The 19,909-nt window shown below is 66.6% G+C and carries 13 protein-coding genes; 3 read left to right on the top strand and 10 right to left on the bottom strand.

All coding sequences use genetic code 11. The features are described from left to right. Positions 1-10 precede the first annotated feature (10 nt). From lipA to AC1DUB_RS16705, 10 genes are all read right to left on the bottom strand, one after another. Entirely contained in the window at positions 11-979 is a 969-nt protein-coding gene (lipA, locus tag AC1DUB_RS16750) for a lipoyl synthase (protein WP_477730475.1), read from the bottom strand. Between the two features lie 7 nt (positions 980-986). Continuing rightward, complete coding sequence (locus AC1DUB_RS16745; RefSeq protein ID WP_477730474.1) at positions 987-3,281, bottom strand: NADP-dependent malic enzyme; 2,295 nt, start codon at positions 3,279-3,281, stop codon at positions 987-989. A 32-nt stretch (positions 3,282-3,313) separates the two neighbouring features. Then, a complete protein-coding gene (locus AC1DUB_RS16740) occupies positions 3,314-4,135 on the bottom strand; it encodes an alpha/beta fold hydrolase (RefSeq protein WP_477730473.1) in 822 nt (273 codons plus the stop codon). A 13-nt stretch (positions 4,136-4,148) separates the two neighbouring features. Then, positions 4,149-5,936: a dihydrolipoyl dehydrogenase gene (gene lpdA / locus AC1DUB_RS16735; protein ID WP_477730472.1), complete on the bottom strand. Its 1,788-nt coding sequence runs from the start codon at positions 5,934-5,936 to the stop codon at positions 4,149-4,151. Between the two features lie 161 nt (positions 5,937-6,097). Next, entirely contained in the window at positions 6,098-7,696 is a 1,599-nt protein-coding gene (aceF, locus tag AC1DUB_RS16730) for a dihydrolipoyllysine-residue acetyltransferase (protein WP_477730471.1), read from the bottom strand. A gap of 20 nt (positions 7,697-7,716) precedes the next feature. Continuing rightward, the gene (gene aceE, locus AC1DUB_RS16725; protein WP_477730470.1) at positions 7,717-10,398 is read right to left on the bottom strand and encodes a pyruvate dehydrogenase (acetyl-transferring), homodimeric type; all 2,682 of its coding nucleotides are present in this window, start codon (positions 10,396-10,398) and stop codon (positions 7,717-7,719) included. 258 nt (positions 10,399-10,656) lie between these two features. Continuing rightward, on the bottom strand, positions 10,657-12,987 hold the full coding sequence (locus AC1DUB_RS16720; protein ID WP_477730469.1) for an NADP-dependent malic enzyme: 2,331 nt from the start codon (positions 12,985-12,987) through the stop codon (positions 10,657-10,659). Between the two features lie 15 nt (positions 12,988-13,002). Beyond that, on the bottom strand, positions 13,003-15,708 hold the full coding sequence (locus AC1DUB_RS16715; protein WP_477730468.1) for a CoA-binding protein: 2,706 nt from the start codon (positions 15,706-15,708) through the stop codon (positions 13,003-13,005). A gap of 52 nt (positions 15,709-15,760) precedes the next feature. Further along, positions 15,761-16,549 carry a substrate-binding domain-containing protein gene (locus AC1DUB_RS16710; RefSeq protein ID WP_477730467.1) on the bottom strand — a complete coding sequence of 263 codons (789 nt, stop codon included), beginning with the start codon at positions 16,547-16,549 and terminating at the stop codon, positions 15,761-15,763. An 11-nt stretch (positions 16,550-16,560) separates the two neighbouring features. Next, entirely contained in the window at positions 16,561-17,835 is a 1,275-nt protein-coding gene (locus AC1DUB_RS16705) for an ATP citrate lyase citrate-binding domain-containing protein (RefSeq protein WP_477730466.1), read from the bottom strand. Between the two features lie 207 nt (positions 17,836-18,042). Between AC1DUB_RS16705 and AC1DUB_RS16700 the strand changes: the two genes are divergently transcribed. The 3 genes from AC1DUB_RS16700 to AC1DUB_RS16690 all read left to right on the top strand — a co-directional run. Further along, positions 18,043-19,002 carry a Bug family tripartite tricarboxylate transporter substrate binding protein gene (locus AC1DUB_RS16700; protein ID WP_477716459.1) on the top strand — a complete coding sequence of 320 codons (960 nt, stop codon included), beginning with the start codon at positions 18,043-18,045 and terminating at the stop codon, positions 19,000-19,002. 20 nt (positions 19,003-19,022) lie between these two features. Further along, on the top strand, positions 19,023-19,541 hold the full coding sequence (locus tag AC1DUB_RS16695) for a tripartite tricarboxylate transporter TctB family protein (RefSeq protein ID WP_477721270.1): 519 nt from the start codon (positions 19,023-19,025) through the stop codon (positions 19,539-19,541). Positions 19,542-19,700: 159 nt separating this feature from the next. Further along, positions 19,701-19,909 (top strand): tripartite tricarboxylate transporter permease (locus AC1DUB_RS16690; RefSeq protein WP_477730465.1); only part of this gene is annotated, 209 nt, incomplete at its 3' end.

Here is a 19,909-nt window from a genome sequence, read left to right as displayed (position 1 = left end):
AATATCTCCTTCAGTTATGAGTGATCATTGGCTGGCGCTGGGCGCCCGCCGCCTCGGCCTGCACGTCTGCGTGGTAGCTGGAGCGCACCAGTGGCCCGCAGGCGGCATGTGTGAATCCCATCTGCCGCGCCTGCGCTGCCAGTGCGTCGAATGCCGGTGGTGCCACATAGCGACGCACCGGCAGGTTGCCGGGCCGCGGCTGCAGGTACTGGCCCACCGTGAGCATGTCCACGCCGTGGGCGCGCAGGTCGCCCATCACGGCGAGCACTTCGTCGTCGGTTTCGCCCAAGCCCAGCATCAGGCCCGACTTCGTGAGCACCCCGGGGCGATGCTGCTTGAACGCGCGCAGCAGTTCCAGGGAATGGGCGTAATCGGCGCCAGGGCGGGCCTCGCGGTACAGGCGCGGCACGGTTTCCAGGTTGTGGTTCATCACGTCTGGCGGATCCGCCGCCAGCACGTCCAGGGCCGTCTCCAGCCGCCCCCGGAAATCCGGCGTCAGGATCTCGATGCGCGTGCGCGGCGATTGCCGGCGCACCGCCCGGATGCAGGCCGCAAAATGCGCCGCCCCGCCATCGCGCAGATCGTCGCGATCCACGCTGGTGATGACCACATGGTTCAGGCGCAGCCGGGCCACCGTGTCGGCGAGCTTCAGCGGTTCCTGCGGATCCGGCGCCAGCGGGCGCCCGTGCGCCACGTCGCAGAAGGGGCAGCGCCGAGTGCACAGGTCGCCCAGGACCATGAACGTGGCCGTGCCTTTGCCGAAGCACTCGCCGATGTTGGGACACGCGGCCTCTTCGCAGACCGTGTGCAGGCCCTGCTCGCGCAGCACCTGCTTGACGCCGCGAAAGGTTTCGCTGTGCGACAGGCGCACGCGGATCCAGTCGGGCTTGGGCAGCGCGGGTGCCGCCACCACCTTGATCGGAATGCGCGCGGTCTTGGCGCCGCCGCGCTGGCCCGGAGAGAAGGAGGATGCATCCATGACGTGCTCAGTCGGCGACCCATGTCTTGGCTCGCTGTGCGGCCGCATCGACCGTAGCGAGCGCCGTCATGTTGACGATGCGGCGCACCGTCGACGAGGGCGTGAGGATGTGCACCGGCCGCGCCGCGCCCAGCAGGATGCCACCCACGGTGATGCCGCCGCCGGCCGCGATGCGCAGCAGGTTGTAGGAAATATTGGCGGCGTCGACGTTGGGCATGACCAGCACATTCGCCTCGCCCGCCAGGCCCGAGTCCGGGAACTCGCGATCGAGAATCTCCTTGGACAGCGCCGCGTCGCCGCGCATCTCGCCGTCGACCGCGAGGCTGGGGTCGCGCGCCTGTACCAGCGCCAGGGCTTCGCGCATCTTCAGCGCGGCAGGCGCATTGGAGCTGCCGAAGCTGGAATGCGACAGCAGGGCCACGCTCGGTGTGATGCCGAATCGCCGCACGGCTTCGGCCGCCAGCAGCGTGATCTCGGCGATCTGCCCGGCCGTGGGATCGATGTTGACGTGCGTGTCGCAGATGAACAGCTGCCGCCCGGGCAGCATCAGCATCTGCATCGCGGCAAAAGTCCGGGTGCCCTCGCGCAGGCCAATCACGTCGCGCACATGGCCCAGGTGATCGGCATAGCTTCCCAGCGTGCCGCACAGCATGGCATCGGCGGCGCCCTCGCGCACGAGCATCGCGCCGAGCAGCGAGCTGCGGCTGCGCATCTCGCTGCGCGCGGTGGCGCGCGACACGCCATGACGGCGGGCGAGCTGGTAGTAGGCGTCGGCCGCGCTGCCATAGACAGCGGGGTCCAGCAGATTCACACATTCGCAGTCAGCGCCCGGTCGCAGGCGCAGCCCGAACTGTTCAATGCGCTGGGCGATCACCTCGGGTCGCCCGACCAGCAGCGGACGCGCCAGCCCTTCATCGACCACCACCTGCGCCGCGCGTAGCACGCGCTCGTCTTCGCCTTCGGCATAGACCACGCGCTTGGGCGCGCGCTTGGCTGCCGCGAACACCGGCTGCATCGCGCCACCCGACTGATAAACGAACTGGCTCAGCCGCTGGCGGTAGGCGTCCATGTCACCGATCGGGCGCGTGGCCACGCCGCTGTCCATCGCCGCCTGGGCGACTGCCGGAGCGACGACCTCGATCAAGCGCGGATCGAACGGCTTGGGAATGAGGTACTCGGCACCGAAACGCAGGCCCACGGTCCCGTAGGCCTGGGCCACCACCTCGGGAATCTCGGCATGGGCGAGCTCGGCGATGGCTCTGACCGCTGCCAGCTTCATCTCCTCGTTGATCGTGGTGGCGCCGACGTCCAGCGCGCCGCGGAAGATGAACGGGAAGCACAGCACGTTGTTGACCTGGTTCGGGTAGTCCGAACGGCCCGTCCCCATGATCGTGTCGGGACGAACCGCCAGCGCCTCTGCCGGCTCGATCTCCGGCGTCGGGTTCGCCATCGCCAGAATGATGGGGTCGCGCGCCATGGTCTTGACCATCTCGGGCTTGAGCACGCCGCCGGCCGACAGGCCCAGGAAGATGTCGGCCCCGCCGATGATGTCGGCCAGCTTGCGAGCCGAGGTCTCCTGCGCGTAACGGGCCTTGTTCGGGTCCATCTGCTCCTTGCGGCCCGCATAGACCACGCCGGCGCTGTCGGACACGAACACGTTGCGCATCGGCAGCCCGAGGCTGACGATCAGGTCCAGGCAGGCCAGCGCGGCGGCGCCGGCGCCCGAGGCCACCAGCTTGACCTCCTTGATGTCCTTGTCGACGTGTTTGAGTGCGTTCAGGATGGCCGCGGCGGCGACGATGGCGGTGCCATGCTGGTCGTCATGGAACACCGGAATCTTCATGCGCTCGCGCAGCTTCTTCTCGATGTAGAAACACTCGGGCGCCTTGATGTCTTCCAGGTTGATGCCGCCGAAGGTGGGTTCCATGCGTGCGATGGTGTCGATGAGCTTGTCCGGATCGAGTTCATCGAGCTCGATGTCGAAGACGTCAATGCCGGCGAACTTCTTGAACAGGCAGCCCTTGCCTTCCATCACCGGCTTGCCCGCCAGCGCGCCGATGTTGCCCAGTCCCAGCACGGCCGTGCCATTGGTGATGACCGCCACCAGGTTGTTGCGCGCCGTCAGGTTGCCGGCCTCGCGCGGGTCCTCCACGATCGCCAGGCAGGCTTCGGCCACGCCGGGCGAGTAGGCCAGCCCGAGGTCGCGCTGGGTCGCCATGGCCTTGGTCGGGGTCACCGAGATCTTGCCCGGCGTGGGATAGCGGTGGTAGTCGAGGGCGGCTTCGCGTAAATTGTCTGACATGGTGGTCTCCGTCGTGAGGTTTGGAATTCGAATTAGTGCGTCGCCAGCTCCGGCAAGGGGTGCCCTGCGCGCGGTTCGACCAGCTCGCGCAGCCAGCCGTGCAAGGCGTGCACCAGCGCCTCGGGCTGGTCGGCATGGACCCAGTGCGCCGCATCGTCGATATGCGCCAGGCGCGCGCGGGGAAACAGACGCTCGATATCCGCATGCGAGTCGGCGCGCACATAGTCGGAGTCCGCCCCGGCGACGAACAGGGCCGGCCCGGCGTAGTGCTTGCGCATCAGCGGCTGCGGAAAGCCGCACAGATCAGGCATGCACATGGCTGTCGCCATCAGGTTGATGCGCCAGTCGAAGCGCTCGTCATGACGCCTGAGGTTCTGCATCAGGAAGTCAACCGGGGCGCTGCCCCCCAGGCTGTCCGCGAGCGCCTGTCGGACCGCCTTGCGACTGGTCGCCCCCGCAACGTCCAGGCGACGCATGGCCTTCACGTAGAGCGAGAACTGATCGCCGTAGCGTTCGGGTGCGATGTCAATCACGGCCAAGCCGGCGATCGCTTGCGGGTGTTCCAGGGCCAGGGCCATGGCGGTCTTGCCGCCCATGCTGTGGCCGATCAGAATCGGTTGCTGCAATTGCTCGCGCTCGATAAGTGCCAGCACATCGAGCGCCATGTCGGGATAGGACATGGCATCGGCCCAAGGTGATGCACCGTGGTTGCGTGCGTCGGGAAGGTAGAACCGGTACGAGTGGCCCAGGGCCTGGGCGATCTGGGCCCAGTTGCGTCCAGCGCCGAACAAACCGTGCAGGATGACCACGGGCGGGCCGTTGCCCACAACCTCGAAAGCCAATTTAATGGGCATGGCGGCGTGCGTCCTATTTCTTCTTCTGCGGCGGCAGGTCGGTGCACACACCTTCGAATAGTTCGGCGGCCATGCCGATCGATTCGCCCAGCGTCGGGTGCGGGTGAATGGTCTTGCCGATATCGGCCGGCTCGCAGCCCATCTCGATCGCCAGACAGACCTCGCTGATCAGGTCACCCGCATGGGTGCCGACGATGCCGCCGCCGATCACGCGGTGCGTGGCCTCGTCGAAAATCAGCTTGGTGAAGCCCTCGTCGCGCCCGTTGGCGATGGCACGGCCCGACGCCGCCCAGGGAAACACCGCTTTGCCGAACTTGATGCCTTCGGCCTTGCACTGCTCTTCGGTCTTGCCGGCCCAGGCGATCTCGGGGTCGGTGTAGGCCACCGATGGAATCTGGCGGGCGTCGAACGAGGACGGCTGGCCGTGGGCGACCTCGGCCGCCACGTGAGCCTCATGAACCGCCTTGTGCGCCAGCATCGGCTGCCCGACGATGTCGCCGATGGCGAAGATGTGCGGCACGTTGGTGCGCATTTGCCGGTCGACGTTGATGAAACCGCGTTCCGTCACGGCGACGCCGGCCTTGTCGGCGGCGATCTTGTTGCCATTGGGACTGCGGCCCACGGCCACCAGCACCAGGTCATAGAGCTGCACCTCCTTGGGTGCCTTCTCGCCTTCGAAGCTCACTTCGATGCCGGCCTTCGTCGCCTTGGCCCCGACGGTCTTGGTCTTGAGCATCACGTGGCCGAAGCGCGGCGCATTCATCTTCTCCCAGACCTTGACGAGGTCGCGGTCGGCGCCCGGCATCAACCCGTCGAGCATTTCGACGACGTCGATGCGCGTGCCCAGCGTCGAATACACCGTGGCCATCTCGAGCCCGATGATGCCGCCGCCCACCACCAGCATGCGCTTGGGGATGGACTTGAGCCGCAGGGCCCCGGTCGAATCGACGACGCGATCGTCCTTGGGCATGAAAGGCAGCTGCACCGCCTGGCTGCCGGCCGCGATGATGGCCTTGGCGAACTTCACCACCATCTTCTTGTCACCGCCTGCCCAAGAAACTTCCAGGTGGTGCGGATCGAGGAAGCTGCCGACGCCGGTGAGCACTTCCACCTTGCGCGCCTTGGCCATGCCAGCCAGGCCGCCGGTGAGTTTTTTGATGACGCCATCCTTGAAGGCGCGCAGCTTGTCGATGTCGATCTCGGGCGGGCCGTACTTAATGCCGTGGTCTGGCAGGTTCGCGACTTCGTCCATCACCGAGGCGGTGTGCAGCAGCGCCTTGGACGGGATGCAGCCGACATTCAGGCAAACGCCGCCCAGCGTCGCGTAGCGTTCGACCAGCACCGTCTTCATGCCGAGGTCGGCACTGCGGAAGGCGGCCGAATAGCCGCCGGGGCCGGCGCCGAGGACCAGCACTTCGCACTCCACATCCACTTTGCCCGAATAGCTCCCTCCCCCTCTGGGGGAGGGTTGGGGTGGGGGCACGGCGGCGGGCGAAGGAGTAGCGCTCGGCGACCCGGCCCCCACCCTACCCTCCCCCAGAGGGGGAGGGGAAGATACTCCGGCGGCCTCGACCACCAAGAGCACCGACCCCTCGCTCACCTTGTCATTCACCTTGACCTTGATCTCCCTCACGACCCCGGCATGCGTGGAGGGAATCTCCATCGACGCCTTGTCAGACTCGACCATGACCAGGCCGGTATCGACGGCGATGGTCTCGCCGACCTTCACCATCACCTCGATCACCGCGACATCCTTGAAGTCGCCGATGTCGGGGACTTTGACTTCCACGAGTTGTGTCATGTCAGTTGCTCCAGCGCGCGATGCGTGACCCGCACCGCAAAAAATAAATGTCATTGCGGGCTTGACCCGCAATCCACGGCAGCGCATCAAGATACGACCATGGATCCCGGGTCGAGCCCGGGATGACAAGGCTTGATCGAACCAGTTTCATCCTGGCCCCCTTAGAACATCACGCGCCGCATGTCGGCGAGCAGGTTGGCAAAATGGACGTTGAAGCGGGCGGCGGCAGCGCCGTCGATCACGCGGTGGTCCCAGGAAAGCGAGAGCGGCAAGGTCAGGCGCGAGGCCCAGTTCTTGCCGTCGCCGGAGTGCTGCTTCCAGTAGCTCTTGCACACACCCATGATGGCCACCTCGGGCGCATTGATGATGGGCGTGAAGTACATGCCGCCGATGCCGCCCAGCGACGAAATGGTGAAGGTGCCGCCCTGCATCTGGTCGGGCTTGAGCTTGCCGTCGCGCGCCAGCTTGGCCAGCTCGCCCATTTCCTTGGCGATCTCGGGCACGCTCTTCTTGTCGGCGTCGCGGATCACAGGCACCATCAAGCCGTTGGGCGTGTCGGCGGCAAAGCCGATGTGCCAGTAGTTCTTCATCACCAGCGCGTCGCCGTCGAGGCTGGCGTTGAACTCGGGGAACTTCTTGAGCGTCGCCACCGCCGCCTTAATCATGAAGGGCAGCATGCTGATCTTGACCCCCGACTTCTCCAGCTCCTTGTTCATCTGAACGCGGAACTGTTCCAGGTCGGTGATGTCGGCCTCGTCGTGCGTGGTGACATGCGGAATCACCACCCAGTTGCGATGCAGGTTGGCGGCCGAGATCTTCTTGATGCGGCTCTGCTCCTTGCGCTCGATCGGCCCGAACTTGGCGAAGTCGACCTTGGGCCAGGGCAGCAGGTCCAGCCCGGCGCCACCACCGGCCGGCGCAGCGGCAGCCTTGGCGGCCGACGGCGCTGCGCCAGCCGCTGTGGCCCCGCCCTTGGCGAAGGCTTCGACGTCTTCGCGCACGATGCGGCCGTGCGCGCCGCTGCCCTTGACGCGGCCCAGGTCCACCGAGAGTTCGCGCGCCAGCTTGCGCACCGCCGGCCCGGCGTAGGCCAGCGCGAACGCCGCCTCGTCGATACCCGCCTTTGCCCCCTCTCCCGCAGCAGCGGGAGAGGGTTGGGGTGAGGGTGTCTGCTGCACCTGGCTCGCAGGCGCGCCGGCAGTGGCCGCCCCCGTCGCCAGCATCATGATGACGCTGCCCTGCGACACCTTATCCCCCAGCTTGACGCGGATCTCCTGCACTACACCACCCAAAGGCGCGGGCACATCCATGGTCGCCTTGTCGGATTCGAGCGACATCAGCGGGTCTTCGGCTTTCACCGTGTCGCCCACCTTGACGAAGATCTCGATCACCGGCACATCCTTGAAGTCGCCGATGTCGGGCACGCGCACCTCGGCCAGCCCGGCCGGCGCGCTGACGGCCGCAGGCGGCGCACTGACGCTGGGCTTGGTGGCCTCGGTGGCCGCCACAGCAGCACCGGCCGCGCCGTTGAATTGCATCACCACGCTGCCCTGGCTGACCTTGTCGCCGACCTTGACGCTGATGGCCTTGACCACGCCGCCATGGGGCGCAGGCACGTCCATCGTCGCCTTGTCGGATTCCAGCGAGATCAGCGGGTCCTCCGCTTTCACCGTGTCGCCGACCTTGACGAAGATCTCGATCACGGGTACGTCCTTGAAGTCACCGATGTCGGGCACCGGGATGTCGATGATTTGACTCATGTTGTGTCGTTCCAGTCTTGTCAAACGGTCCAGGGCGCGGCGCGCTCGGTGTCCAGGCCGTACTTGGAGATGGCATCGGCCACCACCTGCGGCTTGATGGCGCCTTCATCGGCCAGCGCCTTCAGCGCGGCCACGGCCACATAGTGGCGATCCACCTCGAAGAACTTGCGCAGCTTGACGCGGTAGTCGCTGCGCCCAAAGCCGTCGGTGCCCAGCACCACAAAGCGCCGGCCGGCGGCCTGCACGTACTCACGCACCTGGTCGGCGTAGCTGCGCATGTAGTCGGTGGAAGCAATCACCGGGCCCTCGCTGCCGTCCAGGCAGCTCTCGACCCAGCTCTGGCGCGGCGCCTCGGTCGGGTGCAGCAGGTTCCAGCGCGCAGCGGCCATGCCGTCGCGGCGCAGTTCGTTGAAGCTGGTCGCGCTCCAGATGTCGGCGGTGACGTTGAAGTCGGTCTTGAGCAACTCCGCCGCGGCAATCACTTCGCGCAGGATGGTGCCGCTGCCCATCAGCTGCACACGCAGGCCCTTCCTGGCCGTCTTGCCGCCATCCTGGAGCTTGTACAGGCCCTTGAGAATGCCGGCTTCGGCGCCCTCCCCCGCCTCGGCCAGGCCCGGGTGCGGGTAGTTCTCGTTCATCAGCGTGAGGTAGTAGAAGACGTCCTCCTGCTGCTCGTACATCCGGCGCATGCCCTCGCGCACAATGACCACCATCTCGTAGGCGAAGGTCGGGTCGTAGGACACGCAGTTCGGGATCGTCGCGGCCAGCAGGTGGCTGTGGCCGTCCTCGTGCTGCAGCCCCTCGCCGTTGAGCGTGGTGCGCCCGGCGGTGCCGCCCAGCAGGAAGCCGCGGGCACGGATGTCGCCGGCCAGCCAGGCCAGGTCGCCCACCCGCTGCAGCCCGAACATCGAGTAGTAGATGTAGAACGGGATCATCGGCACGTTGCTCACGCTGTACGAGGTGGCGGCAACGATCCAGCTGGACATCGCCCCGCCTTCGTTGATGCCTTCCTGCAGCACCTGCCCGTCCTTCGATTCGCGGTAGTACATCAGCTGGTCGGCGTCCTGCGGCTTGTACAGCTGGCCCAACGATGAATAGATGCCCAACTGGCGGAACATGCCCTCCATGCCGAAGGTTCGCGACTCGTCGGGCACGATGGGGACGATGTGCTTGCCGATGTGCTTGTCGCGCACCAGCGTGCCCAGCATCTGCACGAAGGCCATGGTGGTGGAGATTTCGCGCTCACCGGAGCTGGCCAGCAGGCGCTGGAAGGTATCGAGCGGCGGGATGGTCAACGCGCTCGAGGTGCGCCGGCGCTGCGGCAGGTAGCCGCCCAAGGCTTCGCGGCGCGCGCGCAAGTACTTCATCTCGGCGCTGTCCTCCGGCAGCTTGATGAAGGGGATGTTCGGCAGATCCTCGTCGGACACCGGGATCTGGAAGCGGTCGCGAAAGCCGCGCAGCGCATCCTGCGTCATCTTCTTGGCCTGGTGGGCGATCATCTGGCCCTCGCCCGACTCGCCCATGCCATAGCCCTTGACGGTCTTGGGCAGGATCAGCGTCGGCTGGCCGGTGTGCTTGACGGCGGCGGCGTAGGCAGCGAACACCTTCTCCGGGTCGTGACCACCGCGCGTCAGGCCCCAGATCTCGTCGTCGCTCATGTCGGCGACCAGCGCCTTCAGCTCTTCGTACTTGCCGAAGAAATGCTCGCGCACATAGGCGCCGCTCTTGCTCTTGAAGTCCTGGTATTCGCCGTCGACGCACTCTTCCATGCGCTTGAGCAAGAGGCCGCTCTTGTCCTTGGCCAGCAGCTTGTCCCAGCCGGTGCCCCACAGCACCTTGATGACGTTCCAGCCGGCGCCGCGGAAGACCGACTCCAGTTCCTGCACGATCTTGCCGTTGCCGCGCACCGGGCCGTCCAGGCGCTGCAGGTTGCAGTTGATGACGAAGATCAGGTTGTCCAGGCCTTCGCGCCCGGCCAGCGAGATCGCGCCCAGCGACTCGGGCTCGTCCATTTCGCCGTCGCCCATGAAGGCCCAGACCTTGCGCGGCGCGGTATCGGCCAGGCCGCGGCCCTGCAGGTACTTCAGAAAGCGCGCCTGGTAGATCGCCATCAGCGGGCCCAGGCCCATGGAGACGGTGGGGAACTGCCAGAAGTCGGGCATCAGCCAGGGATGCGGGTAGGAGGGAATGCCCTTGCCCTCGGTTTCCTGCCGGTAGCCCAGCAGTTGCTGCTCGGTGAGCCGGCCTTCGACGAAGGCGCGGGCGTAGATGCCGGGCGAGCAGTGGCCCTGGATATAGATGAGGTCGCCGCCGTGCGCTTCGGTCGGCGCGTGCCAGAAATGGCCGAAGCCGATGTCGTACAGCGTCGCCGCCGACTGGAAGCTGGCGATGTGGCCGCCCAGCTCCGAGCTGTCCTTGTTGGCGCGCAGGATGATCGCCATCGCGTTCCAGCGGATGATGGAGCGCAGCCGGTGCTCGATCTCGCGATCGCCGGGCGACTTCGCCTGGTCTTGCGGCTCGATCGTGTTCTTGTAGGCCGTGTTCAGCGAGCGGGGCACGTACACGCCGTCGTTGCGCGCCTGGTCCACCAGTCGGTTGACGATGTGGTTGGTGCGTTGGGGGCCGCGATGCTGCGCCACCGCGCGCAGTGCGTCGACCCATTCAATGGTTTCGATCGGATCGACGTCGTCGTTCACATTCATTTTGTCTCCTTTTGGTCTGGCGTATGTCGCTTCGGATGCCACACGCACGCCAATTGGGTTCGCAATCGGCATGCCAGGGCTCATGGATGGGTTGATTCGCTGCTAAGTCTTTGTTTTGTCAGGACATTCGTATTCCCCGCGGATGAGGCCCTGAACGAAGTGCCGGAATGACGCCATGGGCGGCGTATGGTTTGTCGCGCGTGCGAATGCGGGTTATTACTGAGGCTCCCAGCCCTGCGTTGACTTGAGCGCTCGGCACTACGCCAGATCATCAGTACCGGCGCGGATCTGCGAGAGCACCGAGCTGGCGGTGCGGCTGGACCATTCCGCGGCGCAGTCCACTGAAGCCAGCGCCGACATGTTGACGATGCGCCTGACGGTGGCCGTGGGGGTGAGGATGTGGGCCGGCTGGGCCAGGCCCAGCAGGATGGGCCCCACGGTGATGCCATGGCCCGCAGTGGCCTTGAGCACATTGAAGGTGATGTTGGCCGCATCGAGTGTGGGCATCACCAGCAGATTGGCATCACGCGTGAGTGCCGAACCCGGATGCACCTGGTCCAGCAGCTCCCTGGACAAGGCGGTATCGCCGTGCATCTCCCCCTCGACCTCGAAGCGGGGCTTCAGGGAGCGGATCAGCTCGAGCGCGCGGCGCATCTTGCGCGCACTGGGCGTGTCCTCGCTGCCGAAGCTCGAATGCGACAGCAGGGCCGCGTGCGGCACCACGCCGAAGCGGCGAATGCCGTCGGCCGCCAGCACGGCGATCTCGGCGAGCTGCTGGGGGCTCGGATCGTAGTTGACGTGGGTGTCGCAGATGAACAGCGTGCGCTCGGCCAGCATCAGCATGTTCATCGCCGCCAGTGTCTCGACGCCCGGGCGCAGCCCGATGACAGCGGCGACGATGTCGAGATGGCTGCGAAAGCCGCCCCACATGCCACACAGCAAGGCATCGGCCTCGCCGCGGTACACCAGCATCGCGGCCAGTGCCGTGGGGTTGCGGCGCAAGGCGGACTCGGCCGCGAGCGGCGTGACGCCCTTGAGCCGCGTGAGCTGGTAGTAGTCCTGGGCTGCTTGCGGCAGGCGTGAGTCGGTATCCGGATCGACGAGTTCGAAGTCGCGGCCCGGCGCCAGGCGCAGCCCGTAGTCCTGGATGCGCTGCTCCACCACCAACGGACGGCCCACCAGGATCGGCCAGGCGAGCCCCTCGTCGACGACGATCTGCACGGCGCGCAGCACGCGCTCGTCTTCGCCTTCGGCATAGACCACACGCTTGGGCGCCTTCTGCGCCGCGGCGAACACCGGCTGCATCACCGAGCCGGAGCGGTAGACGAAGCGCGCGAGACCGCCGCGGTAGGCCTCGATGTCGGCGATCGGGCGGGTGGCGACGCCCGAGTCCATGGCGGCTCGCGCCACGGCGGGCGCCACCACTTCGATCAGGCGAGGATCAAAGGGCTTGGGGATCAGGTAGTCGCGGCCGAAGCGAAGGCCCGCGGCGCCGTAGGCCTTGGCCACGGATTCCGGTATCTCGGCATGGGCCAGCTCGGCGATGGCGCGCACCGTGGCCAGCTTCATCTCCTCATTGATGGTGGTGGCGCCGACGTCCAGCGCGCCGCGGAAGATAAAGGGAAAGCACAGCACGTTGTTGATCTGATTCGGATAGTCCGAACGCCCCGTTCCCAGAATCGCGTCGGGACGCGCGGCCAGCGCCTCTTCCGGACTGATCTCCGGGTCCGGGTTGGCCATCGCCAGGATGATGGGGTCGCGCGCCATGGTCTTGACCATCTCGGGCTTGAGCACACCGGCGGAAGACAGGCCCAGGAACACGTCGGCGCCCTCGCAGGCATGGGCCAGGGTCCGCGCGCGGGTTTCCTGCGCGTAGCGCGCCTTGCTGTCGTCAAGCCCTTCGCGGCCGGCGAACAGCACGCCCTTGCTGTCGATAACAAGAACATTGGCCCGCTTCAGGCCCAGGCTGATGATCAGGTCCAGGCAGGCCAGCGCCGCCGCGCCGGCGCCGGAGCACACCAGCTTGACTTCGGCAATGTCTTTTTTCACCAGCCGCAGCGCGTTCAGGATGGCCGCGGCGGCGACGATGGCGGTGCCGTGCTGGTCGTCATGGAACACCGGAATCTTCATGCGCTCGCGCAGTTTCTTCTCGATGTAGAAACACTCGGGCGCCTTGATGTCTTCGAGGTTGATGCCGCCGAAGGTCGGCTCCATCCGCGCGATGGTGTCGATCAGCTTGTCGGGGTCGAGCTCATCGAGCTCGATGTCGAAGACGTCGATGCCGGCGAATTTCTTGAAAAGGCACCCCTTGCCCTCCATCACCGGCTTGCCCGCCAGCGCGCCGATGTTGCCCAGGCCCAGCACGGCCGTACCGTTGGTGATCACGGCCACCAGGTTGTTGCGCGCCGTCAGGTTGCCGGCCTCGCGCGGATCCTCCACAATCGCCAGGCACGCTTCGGCCACGCCCGGCGAATAGGCCAGGCCCAGGTCGCGCTGGGTGGCCATGGCCTTGGTGGGGGTCACCGAGATCTTGCCCGGCGTGGGATAGCGGTGGTAGTCGAGGGCGTCGCGCTTCAGTGTGTCACTCATCGCAGTCTCCGTGGGTCAGGCCAGAAAGCGGCACGCCGACGCGGCGGAGCGCGTGTCCATGTTGCGGCCGCGGTTGAGGTGATCGTCGATCTCGGCCGCGCAGCCCAGCATGCGGGCGTACAGGAAGATCGTGAACGCCGCCGTCTCCAGCGCATCGGCCTTGATCGTGCCGGCGCGGTACGCCGGCCACACGGTCTTGAGCAGCAAGGCGGCGATCACCGCGTCGATGTTCACGCAATACACGTTGCGCGACACGCCCTCGTCATAGAGCTTTTGAACCAGCGCGCGATAAAACTCGTGAAAGACGTTGTGCTCGCCGCGCCGGGCCATCAGCTCGGCGATGAAGACTTCGCGCGGATCGTGATTGACCGGCTTGTCCTTGAACACGGGATGGTTCACGCCGGGGATTTTCTGGATGTCGAGGTTGCCGCTGGTCTTCTTGTCGGCCTTGTAGCGTGCATAGGACTCGACATAGCGCGCCGCCAGCGCGCCGACATCCGCGCCGTGCGACGGGCTGCCCGGATCGGTCAGGCCGCTGTCCTTGAACTGCTCCAGCAGGAAGGCCACGCCTTCGTAGCCGTTGCCCCCGTGCGCGTAGCCGCAATGGGTGAGAAAACCGATCATCCCCTTGTTGAGCTGCACGCGTTCAGGCTGCTCCGGCCCGTCGGACGACACCGCCCCTTTGGCACCTTGGGCGGAGATCGTGCCCGGGCCGTTCGACAGCAGGAGGCCCACCAGCGTCTGGAAGGCGAACAGGTCCCCCGGGCGCGGCTGGGCATGCAGGAGCGCGACGCAGGCGACTTCGGTGAGCGAGCGGGCACCCAGCAGATCGGCCTCGGAGATGCCGCAAAAGCGCGTCGGCTCGTGCCGTGACGCCTCGACCGAGGCGCCGATCGACGTGCCGAACAGCTGCATCCACGCAGGCAGGCATTCCACTGTCAGGCGCGACACGCGCTTGCGCATCAGGGGGCCCCAGCCCAGCGTGGTGGTGATGGCGGCCAGCACGGCATCGGCGGTGGGGTAGCCCCCCAGACGCTCGAGAAAGCGCACGAACACCGAGCGCGCACCACGGGCGCGCAGTCCGTCGAGCATCGCCTGGGCGCGCGGGTCGGGTGTGGTTCTCACCATACCCGCCGCTGGGCTCTCCAACAGCCCGCCAAGGGTGAAGCTTTCGTCGAGCGCGTCCTTCAGGCCCGCCGCCGAGAAGCGCGCGATTAGCTCGTGCGCGATCGCACGGGCCGGCTCGGTGCGCCGCGGCCCCACGATGGCGAGAGCCGCGGCCAGCACGGCGTTGGGCGCATTGCCAGCTTCCCGCGCGGCCTGCGCCGCCGCCAGCGTCGCATCGCCATGCAGGTTGAGCCAGGCGCCCACCGCCACGCTCACCAGCTTGCGGTCGTTCTCGCCACCGGGCTCCTTGAGCAAGGCCAGCCCGACGTTGCCCTCCAGCGTGTACTGCGCCGCGTCGAGTACCGACACGCCGTTCAGGCGAGTCACCTGTGTCTTGGCGTCCATCTGCGAGACGCCCGAGGCGTCCTTCAACGCCTCGCGTGCGAACGTGGCGCCGACCTGCAGCGCCAGCGACTTGACCTGCGCGTCGTACGGCGCCACCGCGCGCACCGTGGGCAGGTCCAGCTCGGATGGAATCTTCGCGCCCGCGTTCGAGCCGAACCAGGCCTTCAGCTCCATCGTGCCTTCCGGCGCGAAGTCGGGCTTGACCCCGTTGGCGGCCATCACCGCGGTCAACGCAGCCGGAATGTCGGCGATGTTGGTCACCACCGCGCCCTTGGCCGAACAGACCGGACGCTCGGGCGTGTACAGCGCATCCACGCCGAACTTCTCCATGAACCAGCGCTCTTTCGAGGCCGCGTCATCGCCGCCGCCCGACATCGCGCCGGCATGGCCGACGGCGCGCGTGAGCTTGCTCTTCCAGCGCCCCACCACGCAAGCCACCACGGGCTTGGTGAACTCGGCGTCGAGCTCGTAGTAGCCGCCGGGCTCGCAATACAGCACCGCTGCCTTGCTGCGATCGTCGTTGCCCAGCGCGAAGGCGAACTCGGGCGCGGCGTAGTGGATGTAGACGTCCTTGCCCGACGACACCAGCGTGGTGGTGCCCCAGCCGCCCATGCGCAGGTACTGCGCGATGGTGGTGGTGAAGCCGCCCGAGTTGGACAGGATGGCGACCGAGCCCTTCTTCAACGTGTCGCTCGGGCTGTCGCCACCGAGCGCGCCGCCGATGCGAACCTGGTTCCACGAATCGGCCACGCCCAGGCTGTTGCCGCCAAAGATGTCGATGCCGCGCGCCTGCGCCATGGCGCGGATCTCGCGCGCGTCGTGCACGCTCATCTTCTCGGTGGGAATGAAGATCTTGGTGAGCTCGGGATTGACGCGGATCAGCTCGACCACGCCGTCGTCCGCCGCGCTCGGCGGCAGGTAGACCACGCCGCAGTTGAAACTGTGGCCGGCTTCCCGGCCCTCGCGCACGTTGTTGAAGACCGGGATGCTGCCGTGAGGCGTCTCCAGCACCTGGCCGCCTCTGCCAGGCGAGGTACCGAACACCACGTTGCCGCCGCTCCAGGCGTGGCCGACCGGCGTAACCTCGCTGGATTCCCCGCCCAGGATGTTGAGCACGCACACACGGTCCTCGCGGGTCGCGATCTGGGCCAGCGACTCGATACCGGTGAAGTATTTGAAACCGCCCACGTTTTTTCTGAATTGAGTCATGTCGCTCTCGCTTTCGTTCGCTTTAGTGTCCGCTTCGGGTCCGCTTTCGCGGTCATTGAGTTGCTGGCTCCAGCCCGCTCTTGACGATCGGCGGTACCGCCGCCGGCGCTCTGAAAAAGGCGATCAATTGCCGCGCCGCTTCGGGCTCACGCGCCTTCACGGTGATGCCGACGGAGAACACGGTGACTCGTTGCACCTCGGGCGGCAGCACGCCGATGAACTGGATGCCTTCGATGGGCAGCAATTCGCTGACCTGCTGCAGCCCGAGCGCCGCGTCGCCCCGCGCTACCACGGTGCCGACGCGCTCGCTCAGAATGCGCCTGCTCTTGGGTAACACCCGCTCCTCGATGCCCAGCCGCTTCAACAGCTCGGTCTCGTAGTACACGCCGCTCGCGCTCGCCGAATAGGCGACCGACGGCGCGTCGAGCAATGTGCGCTTGAGCGCTTCGACGGTGCTGATGTCGGGCTTCGGCGCCCCGGTGCGCACCGCGAAGCCGATCAGGGAGCGCACCAGATCGACCTGGCTGCCCGCCACCACATGGCCCTGCGCCACGAGGGCGTCGAGCGCGGGCCGGGCGAGAATCACGAGGTCGGCCGGCTCGCCGCGCCCGAGCCGGCTCGGGATCGAATCCGCCGCCGCGCCCATCGACGCGCCATAGGCGGTGTTCACCTTGTGCCCGGTGTCGCGCTCGAACCGTGGCACGAGTTCGTTGTAGGCCGCGGTGAAGCCGCCGGAAGTCATCACATGGAGGGTCTTCGCCTCAGGCTTGGCAGGCAGGCCGCTGCAAGACGCCAGCGCGAACGCAGCGAACAGGAGCGTGGCGCGTCGAAAGAGGGACATTGGCTTCAACCTCAGGCGGCCAGGTTCATCGCGGTCGCCACCTGCTGGCGCCCGCCGGCCTTCATCCAGGCGTCTACCCGGCGCGCGTAGTCGACCACTTCGCTCATCGCCGAATCGAAGCCGAAGATCCGGTAGGGGATRCCGAGCGCATCGCAGGTGTCGCGCAGCACACCCATGCCGCGCACCAGGTTCGGCCCGCCGCGTCCCACCACCAAGTACAGCGGCTGCGGGCCGTATTTGCCGAAGTGCTCGCGCAGCGCATCGGCCATGGCGCGGAAGGTCTCGAAGATGTCGGTGTTGTTGCTCTTGCCGCCGATGATGAACAGCACGTTCGACTGCTTGAGCCAATGCTTGAAGCAGATGCGTGCCACCGATTTCATCTTTTCGTACGGTGGGTTGCCGCCGAAATCGGACGAGATGATGGCGTCGTCCCCCAGCATCTGCGTGACCAGCGAGTTCGCACCACCGCCGAACGTGGGCGCGAGGATCGTGCCCTTGTCGTTGATGATGTAGACGTCGCTCTGGCCCTGGTAGGTGCGCAGCTGGTTGATCTCCTGCTCGAAGTCCGAATAGTCGGCGGCGAACAGGTCGGTCGGCAGATCGAGCCGCTGCCAGCGCGGGTCGTCGCGGTCGAAGCCGCACTTGAAGTCGCAGGCCACCGGCGTGAGCCGGCCCTTGGCGTCGGGCCGCAGGCGGATCGGGTTCAGCTCCAGCGTGGTCATGCCGTAGTCGTGGAACAGGTCCCACAGGTTCGGCAGGTGTTGAACCAGCGGCGAGATGATCTGCTTGGGCGCCTTCAGCTCGGACAACGCGTTGGCCACGACAAAGGCCTTCAGGCCGGTCAGCGGGTTGAAAGGCACGCTGACGATCTGCGTCTTGTCCAGCTCCTCGATGTCCACGCCGCCGTGGTGCGTCAGCGTCATCGTCGGCGCGCGAAAGCGCGTGTTGTCGGTGAGCGAGAAGTACACCTCGTGCTCGGCGGGAACGCCGGCCTCGAAGGTGACGCCGTTGGACTTGGCGAACTGGTGGCCGTGGCGGTGTTCGCAAAAGTACAGCCGCTCCTTCTCCGCCAGCGCGGTCTTCAGGTCGGTGGCCCGGCCGATCAGCCCGGCCTTGCCCTTTTTGCCGACGCCGCCCTTGAAGACCGGCTTGATAAAGACTTGTCCGTGTTTGGCGATCAGCGCCTTGATGGCCGACTCGCTCGCGTCGGGGCCCAGGATTTCCGGGGTCGGAAAGCCCGCCAACTTGAGGAGACGGGCGCCGTGCAGCATGCCGGTGACGTTCATTGCTGTCCTTCGTTGTGAGTGGCTCGAATGTGTAGCGAATGCTAGGAGGCGGCCGCGCCGGGCCGCTTTCGAAACCCTTTCATCGCACCCTATCGATTACCCGATTGGGGAAACCACCGAGTTCGCCGCGCGCAATTTGAAAGCGCACCGAAAGCTTGGCGCTGCGGGCCGGCAGCAAGATCGGCCGCACCTTTCAAGGAGACAAGCATGCGTCGCGATGAATTCATGAAATCTTTACTGGCGCTGGCGGGAGCCGGCGCATGGCCGCTCGCAGCGCGGGCCGGCGTCAACCTCAAGATGATGATTCCGGCCAACCCCGGCGGTGGCTGGGACACCACGGGTCGCGCCCTGGGCAAGGCAATACAGGAAGCCAAGGCTGCCGACAGCGTGAGCTACGACAACAAGGGCGGGGCCGCGGGCGCGCTGGGCCTGGCGCAGTTCATCAACAGCAGCAAGGGCGACGCGAACAGCCTCATGGTGATGGGCGCCGTGATGCTGGGCGGCATCATCACCGGCAAGCCGCCGGTGAGCCTGTCGCAGGCGACGCCGATCGCGCGCCTGACCAGCGAGTACAACGTGTTCGCCCTGCCGGCCAGCTCGCCCTTGAAGACCATGGCCGACGTGGTCGCCCAGCTCAAGAAGGACCCCGGCAGCGTGAAGTGGGGCGGCGGCTCGCGCGGCTCCACCGAGCACATCGCGGCGGCCATGATCGCGCGCGAGGCCGGCGTGGACCCGGCCAAGATCAACTATGTGGCCTTCCGCGGAGGCGGTGAAGCCACGGCGGCCATTTTGGGGAGCAACGTGACGGTCGGCGGCGGCGGCTACAGCGAGCTGGCCGAGTACATCACCAGCGGCAAGATGCGGGCGATTGCGGTGACGTCGGGCGAGCGCCTGAAGGGCATCAACGTGCCCACGCTCAAGGAACAGGGCATCAACGTGGAGATCGGCAATTGGCGCGGCCTGTACGGCGGGCCGGGCATCAGCCCCGCGCAGCGCAACGCGCTGACCGACATGGTGCTGGCCGCGCTCAAGACCAAATTCTGGGCCGAGGCCCTGGAGAAGAACAACTGGACGCCGGCTGTGTTGAGCGGCCCGGCCTTCGACAAGTTCGTCGACGACGAGTTCGCCAGCATGCGCGTGACCATGGTCAAGTCGGGCATGGTCTGACGCGCAAAGGAGGAAAGACAATGACACGACAACAGGCATCCGGCAATTCGCTGCCGCAGACGTTGGTCGGCGCAGCCATCGGGCTGATCGGGGTGGCGCTGGCCGCAGGCGCGGTGTCCATCCCCTCGGCCGCCGGCTACTCCGGCATCGGGCCCAATTTCCTGCCGTGGCTGGTGGCCGGCGTGCTCACGCTGTGCGGCGTGCTGATCGTCCGCGAGGCGCGCATGGGCGGCTATCGCAATATGGGAGAGCCCTCGGGCGCCGAGCAGGGCTATCGGCCCGGTTTTGCGTGGGTCTCCGCCGGCTTGCTGGCCAACGCGGCATTGATCACCACCCTGGGCTTCATCCTCAGCTGCACGATGTGCTACGTGCTCGCGGTGCAGGGGCTGCGCCGCGCAGCCGGCCAGCCGGCCGGCAAGCCGCAGACCGTGGCGACAGACGTGGCGACGGGCCTGGCCATTTCAGCGCCGGTGTTCTGGACCTTCACCCAATTCCTGGCGATCAACCTGCCGGGCCTCACCACAACGGGTTGGATATGAAAGCCGAAATGAAACCGACCCCATCAAGCCTTGTCATCCCGGGCTCGACCCGGGATCCATCGTGGCGTCCAGGCGCGCTGCCGTGGATTGCGGGTCGAGCCCGCAATGACATCCGTTACCTGAGTCACGGGTCGCGCGCAGCGCGGTGGAGCAACTGACATGGCCCTCCTGCACGCTCTTTCGCAAGGCCTTGCCACGGCGATTTCGCCGGCCAACCTGCTCTGGGCCCTGGTCGGCTGTGCGATGGGCACGGCGGTGTGCGTGCTTCCGGGCTTCGGCCCCGCCGTGGCGGTGGCGATGCTGCTGCCGATCACGGCCAAGGTCGTAGTCACCGCTTCGATGAACTTCTTCGCGGGCATCGCCTACGG

This window comes from Polaromonas sp. P4_F9, assembly GCF_056401235.1.
The sequence above is the reverse complement of the archived record's forward strand: the minus strand, read 5'-3'. Positions and strand labels throughout refer to the sequence as shown.

Coding starts and splice junctions, on each gene's coding strand:
- lipA (WP_477730475.1), bottom strand. CDS start 979: ATGGATGCATCCTCCTTCTCTCCGGGCCAGCGCGGCGGCGCCAAGACC.
- AC1DUB_RS16745 (WP_477730474.1), bottom strand. CDS start 3,281: ATGTCAGACAATTTACGCGAAGCCGCCCTCGACTACCACCGCTATCCC.
- AC1DUB_RS16740 (WP_477730473.1), bottom strand. CDS start 4,135: ATGCCCATTAAATTGGCTTTCGAGGTTGTGGGCAACGGCCCGCCCGTG.
- lpdA (WP_477730472.1), bottom strand. CDS start 5,936: ATGACACAACTCGTGGAAGTCAAAGTCCCCGACATCGGCGACTTCAAG.
- aceF (WP_477730471.1), bottom strand. CDS start 7,696: ATGAGTCAAATCATCGACATCCCGGTGCCCGACATCGGTGACTTCAAG.
- aceE (WP_477730470.1), bottom strand. CDS start 10,398: ATGAATGTGAACGACGACGTCGATCCGATCGAAACCATTGAATGGGTC.
- AC1DUB_RS16720 (WP_477730469.1), bottom strand. CDS start 12,987: ATGAGTGACACACTGAAGCGCGACGCCCTCGACTACCACCGCTATCCC.
- AC1DUB_RS16715 (WP_477730468.1), bottom strand. CDS start 15,708: ATGACTCAATTCAGAAAAAACGTGGGCGGTTTCAAATACTTCACCGGT.
- AC1DUB_RS16710 (WP_477730467.1), bottom strand. CDS start 16,549: ATGTCCCTCTTTCGACGCGCCACGCTCCTGTTCGCTGCGTTCGCGCTG.
- AC1DUB_RS16700 (WP_477716459.1), top strand. CDS start 18,043: ATGCGTCGCGATGAATTCATGAAATCTTTACTGGCGCTGGCGGGAGCC.
- AC1DUB_RS16695 (WP_477721270.1), top strand. CDS start 19,023: ATGACACGACAACAGGCATCCGGCAATTCGCTGCCGCAGACGTTGGTC.